Annotated in this window: 10 protein-coding genes; 5 read left to right on the forward strand and 5 right to left on the reverse strand. The window is 42.0% G+C overall.

Translation table 11 applies throughout. The features are described from left to right. Positions 1–233: 233 nt before the first annotated feature. Together putP and AK824_RS04910 are read right to left on the reverse strand one after the other, a co-directional pair. Positions 234–1,733 carry a sodium/proline symporter PutP gene (putP, locus tag AK824_RS04905; RefSeq protein ID WP_057759315.1) on the reverse strand — a complete coding sequence of 500 codons (1,500 nt, stop codon included), beginning with the start codon at positions 1,731–1,733 and terminating at the stop codon, positions 234–236. Positions 1,734–2,191: 458 nt separating this feature from the next. Then, positions 2,192–3,064 (reverse strand): LysR family transcriptional regulator, encoded by an 873-nt coding sequence (locus tag AK824_RS04910; RefSeq protein ID WP_057759318.1) that lies wholly within the window; start codon positions 3,062–3,064, stop codon positions 2,192–2,194. A gap of 375 nt (positions 3,065–3,439) precedes the next feature. Between AK824_RS04910 and leuC the strand changes: the two genes are divergently transcribed. The 5 genes from leuC (at position 3,440) to AK824_RS04935 (ending at position 9,166) form a co-directional block, all read left to right on the forward strand. Continuing rightward, positions 3,440–4,858: a 3-isopropylmalate dehydratase large subunit gene (leuC, locus tag AK824_RS04915; RefSeq protein WP_057759320.1), complete on the forward strand. Its 1,419-nt coding sequence runs from the start codon at positions 3,440–3,442 to the stop codon at positions 4,856–4,858. 141 nt (positions 4,859–4,999) lie between these two features. Next, a complete protein-coding gene (gene leuD / locus AK824_RS04920) occupies positions 5,000–5,650 on the forward strand; it encodes a 3-isopropylmalate dehydratase small subunit (protein ID WP_057759322.1) in 651 nt (216 codons plus the stop codon). 136 nt (positions 5,651–5,786) lie between these two features. Further along, a complete protein-coding gene (locus tag AK824_RS04925) occupies positions 5,787–6,506 on the forward strand; it encodes a hypothetical protein (protein ID WP_057759324.1) in 720 nt (239 codons plus the stop codon). A 62-nt stretch (positions 6,507–6,568) separates the two neighbouring features. Then, the gene (gene leuB / locus AK824_RS04930) at positions 6,569–7,672 is read left to right on the forward strand and encodes a 3-isopropylmalate dehydrogenase (protein ID WP_057759326.1); all 1,104 of its coding nucleotides are present in this window, start codon (positions 6,569–6,571) and stop codon (positions 7,670–7,672) included. Between the two features lie 372 nt (positions 7,673–8,044). Then, positions 8,045–9,166: a L,D-transpeptidase family protein gene (locus AK824_RS04935; RefSeq protein WP_057759329.1), complete on the forward strand. Its 1,122-nt coding sequence runs from the start codon at positions 8,045–8,047 to the stop codon at positions 9,164–9,166. Positions 9,167–9,426: 260 nt separating this feature from the next. Here AK824_RS04935 and infA read toward each other — a convergent pair whose 3' ends face one another. The 3 genes from infA to AK824_RS04950 form a co-directional block, all read right to left on the reverse strand. Next, positions 9,427–9,648 carry a translation initiation factor IF-1 gene (gene infA, locus AK824_RS04940; protein ID WP_021814850.1) on the reverse strand — a complete coding sequence of 74 codons (222 nt, stop codon included), beginning with the start codon at positions 9,646–9,648 and terminating at the stop codon, positions 9,427–9,429. A gap of 120 nt (positions 9,649–9,768) precedes the next feature. Next, entirely contained in the window at positions 9,769–10,602 is an 834-nt protein-coding gene (gene truA, locus AK824_RS04945) for a tRNA pseudouridine(38-40) synthase TruA (protein WP_057759331.1), read from the reverse strand. Between the two features lie 43 nt (positions 10,603–10,645). Next, a complete protein-coding gene (locus AK824_RS04950) occupies positions 10,646–11,746 on the reverse strand; it encodes an asparaginase (RefSeq protein ID WP_197411818.1) in 1,101 nt (366 codons plus the stop codon). Positions 11,747–11,771: the final 25 nt, after the last annotated feature.

Below are 11,771 nucleotides of genomic sequence, written 5' to 3' on the forward strand. Positions count from 1 at the left end.
TAAAAGTGGGCAGCAGTTGGCCTGTTAAGTAGGCTAGGGCAATCTGGCTTAATATACTCATCACAGGACTATCAAGTACTACTATCTTTGTCCATACTCCTATCTCACTCGCCATAATTTCTCTTGGTTTGATACTGTAGTAGATTGCATATATTAAATCATTACTTATAAAAAAACCTCGCCACTAGTGACGAGGTTTTTTTATAACGATAAACTTAAGATTTTATGTAAACTTATTTGTTTAAGTTTAGCTCCATCTCTTTGTACTTAGCAGAAACTGAAGGTCTTGGACCACCAGTCATAATACTAACGGCAAAGATAGCGATAGTACTTAAGATAAAGCCTGGAACGATAGCGTATAACCAGCTATTTAGTGCCATACCATCAACTTGGAAAGGACCATAAATCCATAGGATAACAGTCAACGCACCAACAACCATACCAGCAACAGCACCATTACGGTTCATACCACGCCATGTTAAGCTGAAGATAACCAATGGACCAAACGCAGCACCAAATCCTGCCCATGCATTAGAAACCAAGTTCAATACTGAGCTATCTGGGTTAGATGCTAGCATAATGGCAACGATAGCAACGATGATTACTGAGATACGACCAACCAATACCTGACGAGCTTCTGGTGCGTCTTTATCAAAGAATAGTTTGTATACATCTTTGGTTAGAGAGCTTGATACAACCAATAACTGCGATGAGATAGTACTCATAATTGCCGCTAAAATAGCTGCTAATAGGAAACCTGAAACCAATGGGTGGAACAAGAACTGAGTGAATACTAAAAAGATAGTCTCAGGATCGTCCAGTGTCATCGCAGTTTTTTGTACATAAGCACGACCAGCAAAACCAGTCATTAGTGAACCCACAAGACTCACAACCATCCAGCTCATACCGATGTTACGTGCGGTCGGTACATCTCTCACTGAACGAATCGCCATAAAACGTACGATAATATGCGGCTGGCCAAAGTAACCTAAGCCCCATGCCATGAGTGAGATAATACCGATGACACTCATACCGCTAGTAACGTCTAAAAGGGTAGGGTCGATATTTCTAACCGCTTCTGTAGTAGCTGAAATACCACCAAGATCAGTAAAGGCAACGACAGGTACGATCACCATGGCAAACAGCATGATGACACCCTGTACGAAATCGGTCATAGATACCGCTAAGAAACCACCGAATAACGTATAAGCCACAACTACACCAGCAGTAACCCATAGGCCAGTACTATACGATAGGTTGAGTGAGCTTTCGAAGAGTTTACCACCACCGACAAGACTTGCAGCGGTATAGACGGTAAAGAATAGAATGATGACTAATGCTGAGATGACGCGCAGCATATGCGACTTGTCTTCAAAGCGGTTGGCAAAATAATCGGGTAGGGTAATAGCGTTGTCAGCCACTTCGGTATAAACACGAAGGCGAGGTGCTACGATGAGATAGTTTAATAATGCACCTAATGTCAAACCTAGCGCGATCCAAATACTAACCACACCATCGGCAAACATATAACCAGGTAAGCCAAGTAGCAACCAACCTGACATGTCTGATGCACCTGCAGAAAGTGCGGTTACTGCTGGGCCTAAGTTACGACCCCCTAACATATAGCCTTCAGTATCATTGGCTTGCTTAAAATAAGCGTAAACACCAATCCCAATCATCACTAAGAAATAGGCGCCGAGTGATATCAGCACGCCACTAGAAACTCCGTTCATATAAATTGTCCTTAACCAACATGGTTGGCTGTAATTATTTTTTAACTATAAAAGTTCTGTCCTACAAGGCGATGTCCAAAACAATATTTAAAGACAAAAAAAGCCATTAATTAAGACATAATGGCTTTTTTCAGTATCTTCTGTAGTTATATATGATTGATGTTGTTCTATGGCTAGCACTCATATAGAGATAGAGAACAATGGGAATTTCGCATTCCACTTATCTATTGTTATTGCTCGCATCTGCTATTTGTATATGAGTATTAGCAACTTACACAATCAATCAAAACCATTAAACCTACTGTTAACCATCATATCTTACTAGAAGTATTCAATATATGACTATCAGTGTCCTTGTGGTAAATTTTTGTTATACAAACAACGTCAAGCGTATTATAACGCATGAGAGATACAAATGCGAATAGGTTGAATTTATATATTATTATATCCAGCGAGTCTTATTCAATAGGAGCCAGTAAATCTAAGAGCGCAGTGACACTGCTAGACTGTGTAAGCTTCGGATTAATGACCACACCTAGATAACGCTGTAGCTCAATATTGTCTGCCATATCAATACGTTCCAAATCTTGGCTGACCATCGTTTGAGGTAGCACTGACCAGCCAAGACCGACAGACACCAGCATACGAATAGACTCAAGCGGGTTGGTACTCATCGTGGCATAAGGCTTTAGATTGTGCTTGGCAAATTCGGCCAAAGTAATTTGACTGGTAAAGGTGTTGGCAGACGGTAAGATAGCAGGATATCGGGCCAACTGCTCTAAAGTGACATTCGATTTGGTTGCCAACGCTGATAGCGTACCAGTCATGAAGTAGAGAGGATCTGACCATAGCGTATGGTAGGTTAGCCGCTTATCATAGACAGGTGGAAGCGTAACAAAGGCTAAAGACAAATCACCATCTAGTACTGCTTTGTGCGCTTTTTCAGAATCTACGAAGTGTACTTCTAACTGAACAGCTGGATAAGCTTGAATGAAGTGTTTCAGGACAGGTGCTAAATGATGTAGGCCAATATGATGGCTAGTACCAATGACTAACTTGCCAGAGACGATATGCTGAGAATGCTGTAAGTTGATTTTAAAGTTCTCATAGTCCTCTAGCCAACGTTTGGCATGAGGTAGCATTTCACTAGCCGCTTGAGTAGGTACAATCCCGCGTCCTACCGTATCAAACAAGGTAATGTTAAACTCGTCTTCTAAGTTTTTGATACGTTTACTGACAGCAGGCTGCGTGATAAACAGCTTTTCCGCGGCGCCTGAGATACTGCCAGTGTGCATAACGGTAACGAATGTCGTCAAGTTTGTGGTGTTCAAACGAATGTCCTTAGCTACTTTATGAGCTATAAATAAAAGTTGGCTGACCCAATCACAACGTATTAGAAATAAAAGTTTGCGTCTGGTTAAAAATCATCAATTATTATTATAGGATTTGCCTGCTATAATCACAAGACATCGAGGCATATTGTGACATATTTATTCTAAAAAATTGGCTATTTGCCTTTTAAAACGTATTTTAAGCGTTAATTTTAGTCATATGTCGGGTCTCATAAAGAAATAATATTTAAATCTTAGATACGACAGTAATTATTAAACACTATAGATAGACATAGCATTTACATAGAATCTTAGCTTGGCAATGTGCAAGTAATTAAAAAATTAAGTAATTAGTAACCTATAAAGGATAGCAACATGGCTGGTCAAACGTTATATGACAAACTTTGGAACGCTCACGAAGTCACTAAGCGCGACGATGGTTCGAGCCTGATTTATATCGACCGCCACCTGTTGCACGAAGTGACGAGTCCGCAAGCATTTGAAGGGTTGGAGTTGGCAAACAGAGCGCCATGGCGTTTATCGGCTAATATTGCCAGTCCAGATCACAATGTGCCGACTGTCACCAAAGAGCGCCTAGAAGGGGTGCCTGGGATTAAAGACAAGGTATCACGCTTGCAGGTTGTCACTTTGGACGATAACTGCACCAAGTTTGATATTGCTGAATTTACTATTAATGATGCCCGTCAAGGAATTTTGCACGTGGTCGGTCCTGAGCAAGGTTTGGTCTTGCCAGGTATGACAGTTGTTTGCGGTGACTCGCATACAGCAACCCACGGAGCACTTGGTTGCTTGGCTCATGGTATCGGAACCTCTGAAGTTGAGCATGTATTGGCAACGCAGTGTTTGATTCAGAAGAAATCAAAAAATATGCAAATCCGCGTCACTGGTCAACTTGGTGCTGGCGTCACTTCAAAAGATGTGGTGTTAGCTATTATTGCAAAGATCGGTACAGCAGGTGGAACAGGACACGCGATTGAGTTTGCAGGTCAAGTGTTCGAAGACATGAGTATGGAAGGTCGTATGACCGTCTGTAACATGGCGATTGAGGCAGGCGCGCGTGTCGGTATGGTTGCGGTTGATGACACGACAATTGATTATGTCAAAGGTCGTCCATATGCGCCAAGCGAAGCACAATGGGAACAAGCAGAAGCCTACTGGCGTACACTATATTCAGACGATGACGCGGTATTTGATACTGTGGTAGAAATCGACGGTAGTCAGATCGCACCGCAGGTGTCTTGGGGTACATCGCCTGAAATGGTGGTAGATATCACGCAATCTGTGCCAACACCAGATCAAGCCATTGATGAAGCTCAAGAAGAGGGCTGGTTACGCGCTTATACTTATATGGGGTTAGAAGCTGGTCAGAAAATTACGGATATTCAACTTGACCGTATATTTATTGGTTCATGTACCAATTCACGTATCGAAGATTTACGTGATGCGGCAGCGGTAATCAAAGGTCGCAAAGTTGCTGATAACGTAAAAGAAGCGATCGTTGTTGCAGGTTCTGGACAGGTGAAGTTGCAAGCAGAGGCTGAAGGCTTGGATACGTTATTTACCGAAGCTGGTTTTGAATGGCGTGAGCCGGGCTGCTCAATGTGTCTGGCAATGAATGCAGACAAACTTGAGCCACAAGAGCACTGTGCCTCAACGTCGAATCGTAATTTTGAAGGTCGTCAGGGTAATGGTGGTCGTACGCATTTGGTAAGCCCAGCAATGGCAGCTGCCGCCGCGTTGGCAGGTCATTTTGTAGACGTTCGTACGTTTTAAGTCTGATAATAAGTAGCTGACATCATGCTTGTATGAACGATAAATATATGAGCATGGTGTCAAAGATGGTAAAAATTATTTACTGTTTAATACGCTTATCAAGATCATCAGCCAGCAAAAATATAATTGATAGGAAATTTTATGCAAGCTTATAACACCCAAACAGGTATCGTTTGCCCGTTAGATCGCGCAAACGTCGATACCGACCAAATTATCGCAAAACAGTTTTTGAAGTCTATTAAACGTACAGGTTTTGGCGTGAATCTATTTGACGATTGGCGCTATCTTGACGAAGGCTATCCTGGTCAAGACAATAGCACACGAGTCATCAATCCAGATTTTGTATTAAACAAACCACGTTATCAAGGTGCTACTATCTTACTAGCACGTAGAAACTTTGGCTGTGGCTCTAGTCGTGAGCATGCACCTTGGGCGTTATCAGAGTATGGTTTCCGTACGGTAATTGCGCCTAGCTTTGCAGATATTTTCTACAATAACTGTTTCAAAAATGGCATGTTGCCGATTGTGTTGGATGAAGCGATTGTAGATACGTTAATGAAGGCGACTTTTGATAACGAAGGCTATGAATTGACCGCTGATCTTGAGCGTCAAGTCGTTATTACACCAACTGGTGAAGAGTATGCTTTTGAAGTAGATGCCTTTCGCAAACATTGCTTGTTAAACGGACTGGATGATATTGGTCTAACCTTGCAACAAAGTGATGCTATTAAAGATTATGAGCAACAAATGATGCAAAAAACACCGTGGATATTTAACGACGTAAGAGCGTAGAAGGTCATTCTATAATCTACTGCTAATAAAATATGAGTAGTCGCAACGCAGCGTTGAGTTATGGCGGTGAACTGTCTAAAATGAAGAATAGTTTTTCACTACATTTTATTATCTCTCTTGAATAGTAGCCGCCATTATGAATACAAAACGTTATGCTCTATGGACAAGTACAATTGTTGCTGCAAGCTTATTATTGTCAGGCTGTCAGCTATTGACGGGCTATCAAAAAATAAATGAGGCAGAGAGTGCTGAAGCATGGGTAGGTAAAATTAAACCTATCGCTGGTGAGGTAAATATTGCCTGTGTGGGTACATATCATTGCGAAATTGTGCAGATAGATAAAACACTCATTATTGCGCCCAACAGTCACGAGCCAACCAATCCTCAGATTATGACAGCTTTACCACGTCAAGAAGGTATAGCAAAAACATCGATGAATGTGGATATGACACCACTCGTCAATAAAAATGCCATAAAAGTTGTGCCGTTAGCGCCTTCCAGTATGCCAGGATTGACCAACTACTATGCACGGGTCATGCCTGCCAAACACGAGGTCCATGTGAATTTTTATCCAGAAAATAACATGGGCTATGTTGAACGTTTTGCGATGATTCATGACTTTACTGAAGCGGGTACTTATCAGCTACGCGCTTATCAAAAGAAGAACAGCGAAAAATCAGGCAGTCTATTAGACACAGCATCACCTGAGCCTTTATGTATTGAGCTATTGCAAGGTACTAAAGTACAGCGCCGATTCTGTAAGCAACTAGACGCTGAGCATCAAGGCGAGTTTGTAGAGACGGGGATGGCCAAAGCAGTAACATCAGCACCCAAAGCCAAAAAAATGGCAGCATAAAATATGAGTATAAAAAGCTCAAAAATATAACCAACCAATAAAAACATTCCAAAAGGATCAGTATGGCAACGATTTTAACATTAGCGGGTGATGGTATTGGCCCTGAAATTATGACCCAAGCCATTGACGTGCTCAAAGCTGTCAATGATAAGTTTTCACTTGATTTAACGCTTGAGTCTGGATTGATTGGCGGTGTGGCTATTGATGCAACTGGTGAGCCTTTGCCAGATGAGACATTGGCACGTGCTCGCGCCGCAGATGCCGTATTGCTAGGTGCGGTCGGTGGTCCTAAATGGGATGCGATCGAGCGTAGCAAACGTCCTGAGCGTGGTCTATTGAAAATCCGCGGTGAGCTTGGTTTATTTGCCAACCTACGCGTAGCCAAGCTCTACCCACAGTTGGCTAATGCCTCAAGTATCAAACCTGAAATTATCTCAGGTTTAGATCTATTGATCGTTCGTGAACTGACAGGCGGTATCTATTTCGGTGAGCCTCGTGGTATCCGCACACTAGAAAATGGTGAGCAGCAAGGCTATAACACGATGGTGTATAGCACAAGTGAGATTCAGCGCATTGGTAAAGTTGCCTTTGAATTGGCAAAAACGCGTGCGCAAGCAGCAGGCACAGCAGCTAAGGTATGTTCAGTTGATAAAGCCAATGTATTAGAAGTCACCGAGCTGTGGAAACAGACGATGATCGAGATGCAGCAAGCTGACTATAGCGATGTGGCGTTATCACATATGTATGCTGACAATGCTTGCATGCAGTTGATTAAAGATCCTAAGCAGTTCGATGTTATGGTGACAGGTAATATGTTTGGCGATATCCTATCTGATGAAGCTGCGATGTTAACAGGATCAATCGGGATGTTGCCATCAGCGAGCTTAGATGAGTCAGGTAAGGGCATGTATGAGCCGTGTCATGGTTCAGCACCTGATATCGCAGGACAAGATAAAGCCAACCCATTAGCGACTATCTTATCTGTTGCTATGATGCTGCGTTATACCTTTAAGCAAGAAGATGCGGCACAAGCAATTGAACAGGCAGTCAGTGATGTGCTTGATGATGGTTTACGTACGCTTGATATTCTAGATAGCAGTGAAGCTGGACTTAAGCAGGTAGGCTGTAAAGAAATGGGTCAAGCGGTCTTGGCCAAACTGATATAAGTTAACTTGCGCTGAAAGGCTATTCCTATATAGCATTTTCCACAGTCTCATTTTGCGTGTTATATACCCATAAGCTAATAAGTGGCTTATGGGTTTTTTATCGTTTATCGTTTATCTGTTAGCCAAGCTTATTCATAAGCGCCTTATTAACAGAGACGCTGTACAACAAAGCTCCTTTTAACACAAAGCTGTTATATGCTCACAAGGTAATATGACAATATTGATGACTCGTAAAAGACTTAAAATCTTTTACTTTTAGCAAAAATATAATAGTAAAAACTTAGATGACAGAGGTAAGTTCTAAAAATCCAAAAAACTGTAGTATTTGAAAACTGAAAATAATAATAGAATTTATTAAATGAGGAGTGTTACATGTATCAACTAACAAGAATCAGTAAAGCATTGACAGTGGTTAGTCTCTCTAGCTTACTATTCATGGGGCAAAGCATCGCAGCAGAGACAACAGATAGTGTGAGCTCAAGTAATAGCGTCAAAGCTCCGGCAGAAGTCAGTCCGGTTACTAATGGCGTAAGTCAAAAGTTAACAGGAGATAGTAAAGTCGCGACTTCATTGAATAAGCTACTACCTACGATTAAGTACACAACTGAGAACCTATCTGACAATGCAAAAAAAGTAAACAATGTCACTTGGACGGCGGATGCAGAGATCGATCGTAATATAGGAACAAAGCTGCAGGCTCTATTAAACTGGCATCATAATGGAGTAGGGCCTGTCGATGGGTACTGGGGCAAAAATACTCGCAAAGCCATGCAGGCATTTCAAAAAGCAAATGGTTTAGACGTAACCGATACGCTAAATGCTGAGACGTGGCAAGCGCTGACCAAGAATGAGAAGCTTACGACTCAACCAGTACTAGTCAGTTATCAGCTTACTGAAGCAGACGTGAATGTCAAAACCACAACCATACCTGCTGATTCTGTTGCCAAATCTAAGCTTGAGGGAATGTACTACGAAAGCATTACTGAGGCATTGGCAGAGAAGTTTCATATTAGTGAGAAATATTTAAAATCGCTTAATCTTGATGCCAGTTTTACTGCGGGTGAAATTATCACGGTATACAACCCTGGCAATCCTAACACTAAGCCTGTGCATCGCGTTGTCGCTGATAAAGCCACTGAGACACTCTACGCTTATGATGATAACAATAACTTGATTGCTAGCTATCCGACGACAGTGGGTAGTATAGCGACACCATCACCAACAGGTACGCATACTGTTAAGGTAAAGGTGCACGAGCCCAACTATACTTATACGGCCAATGACGGTAGCAAGTCTATCATTCCACCAGGTCCCAACAATCCAGTAGGCTCGGTATGGATTGGGCTTAGTAAACCAACTTATGGCATTCATGGATCACCAGATCCTGCTCGTATCAGTCGTCAAGCATCAGCAGGTTGTGTGCGTTTGACCAATTGGGATGCGCTTAGTCTGCTTGGAGTAATAAAAAATGGCGCAACTGTCGAGTTTAGTTAGACACGGCAGTACTAAATCATAAAAAATGGACAAAAAAATACCGCTAAAATCTAGCGGTATTTTCTGTGGTAAGTAGAAACAGTCAATACTAAATAACTAAAATATTGATAGGCAATAATGAGTAGATTAGCATTTTCATTATTATTATCAGTTTCACTACCCAAGCGTCATATCAGCTATCAGCGATAACGTAGCTATTCGGCTATTGGCTGTATCTTACCAATGCTAATACTTTCATAACCATATTGGTCAGTCAGTATTTAGTTTTTACCACGGTAGGTGATACGTCCTTTAGATAGGTCATAAGGCGTCATTTCAACTTTAACCTTATCACCTGTCAAGATACGAATATAATGCTTACGCATCTTACCAGAGATATGCGCGATGATTTCGTGCCCGTTTTCTAAACGAACTTTGAACAAAGTATTAGGAAGGGTATCAATGACTTCGCCTTCAAATTCAATAATATCGTCTTTTGCCATAATTTGTATCAATCAATTAAAAAATAAGCCCATATTATACGTAAGTTAGCGGATTAAAGCAATACGAACCTGCTTTTGACTTGACAGCATGTAAGTGATATGTATGCCAAACTATAACGCTTAATCAGGCAAATTTAACCAGACAGGCGTTAACGGTGCATTTGGCAATAAGCTTTGAAAACGCTCAGGATAATAAGCATTGATAAAATACAATCCATTACCTGAAGCAGTTGGCGGTGCAATCGTTCTATCTTTCTTATGCAAAATCTTCAAAAAATCTGCTGGCTCTAGCTCATGTCTACCAATGGCATACAATGTGCCCATCAAATTGCGAACCATATGATGTAAAAACCCATCTGCTTGTATATCGAAAACGATAAATTGACCATGAGCAAAAAGGTTGGCATGGCTAATCGTACGCACTGGCTGATTGGACTGACAGGCCGCAGCACGGTAACTGCTAAAATCATGTGTACCGACGATATCAGCTGCTGCTTGCTGCATGGCTTTCAAATCAAGCGGTTCGTAGATATGAGTTACTTGATGATTTAGTATGGCAGGACGCTGTGCTTGGTTGAGCGTAATATAACGATAGCGACGAGCAATAGCACCAAAACGCGCGTGAAAATCAGCTGGCATAGGTTGTATCCAGCGTAGAGCAATATCATCGGGAAGTAGGCTGTTCACACCGCGTAACCAGTTATGAGTTGGGCGATACGCATGAGTCGTAAAATGGGCAATCATATTACTCGCATGGACGCTGGCATCAGTACGCCCAGCTGCGATGACTTCTACAGGCTCATTGGCAACTTTGCCGATAGCTGTCTCTAAGGCTTCTTGTACACCCAAAACCTCTCGTTGTCGTTGCCAGCCATGATAATGAGTTCCTAAGAACTCAATGGCAATCGCTAAAGTATAGGTTGGTTCAGTTTCAATAATTTCAGTCTCAGACATTATGGTTTCTAAACTTATAAAATGGGAATTAATTAAAAGTCGCTTATCGCTTTTTGATGGTAGTGCCGGTTTGATTGACATTATTCAACCAACGCTGTCTGCGTCTGGCAGGACTATCATAGCGAAGTAACAACCATAGTAATCGGGCATAAATAGCAGGTATGGTCAAACGTCCACCAGCAATGACATGATGCTCGTACTGCCAACTGCCCGCCGCATAGCTATCGCTGACGCCGCCAAACGGACATTGACTGGCTGATATCACCATATGTCCACGCTCATGAGCAAGGGTCAGTGTCTCTGCTAGTGTAGCTGAATAAGGGATGTTACCGGCGCCAAACCCTAATAGAATGATGCCACATGGTGGCTGCGACAATAAAGCTTGTAGCTGGTTGTTTATCATCGAAACATCGTTAGGTAGGCAATATAGCGCATGAACACTCGCGTTTTCAGCGCGTGTTTTAATACTGGATAGCAAGTCTTGTTGGTCATCGAGCCAATGCTGTCTACGAGTGTCAGGTAGATTTTTTATATAGCTATTGGCTGGGTAAGCGGCGCGAGAATGACCAGTAAATGCCATCAGATCATGACTGTGAATTTTTTGTACCGTTTGAGCAGGCCATGCTTCCCCGCCAAAACTAATCTTCACGCCTGACTCACCAGCAGCGGCTAGTTTTAATGAGTCGTTGAGATTGCCCCAAGCATCGCTATGTTCATCGATGTTATAGGAGTGTAATATTTCACTGTCTAATAATGGGCGCATACTTGCGGTCAGAACAATACAAATATCACTACCTGCAAACGCTTCTGCTAAAAATGCGCCTAAGTAACTCAACGTATCCGTGCCAGTAATGAGTACAAAGCGTCTATCACCTTTGGCATAAGCATTCAGGAGTAGTTGATAGAAATGGGTAAAGTCGCTAGGAGTAAGTTGGCTGCTGTCTTTGATCAGGGTGTTTTCTAACCATGAGACTGTCGGTAAGTTATTCGTACTGTCTTGGGCAGATAAAAGTTTTTGTATAGTAGGCAAAAACACTTCTGCTGATAATGGCGCTAAAGGTCTGCCATAGCTACCAAAGGTACCACCAGCATAAATCAGTTGAATAGGATCGGATAGATTTTTGAGCATAACAGAAGATGGCATAGTATCAACACAGTAAACAAGTATG

The sequence above is a fragment of the Psychrobacter sp. P11G3 genome, assembly GCF_001435845.1.
GTDB lineage: Bacteria > Pseudomonadota > Gammaproteobacteria > Pseudomonadales > Moraxellaceae > Psychrobacter.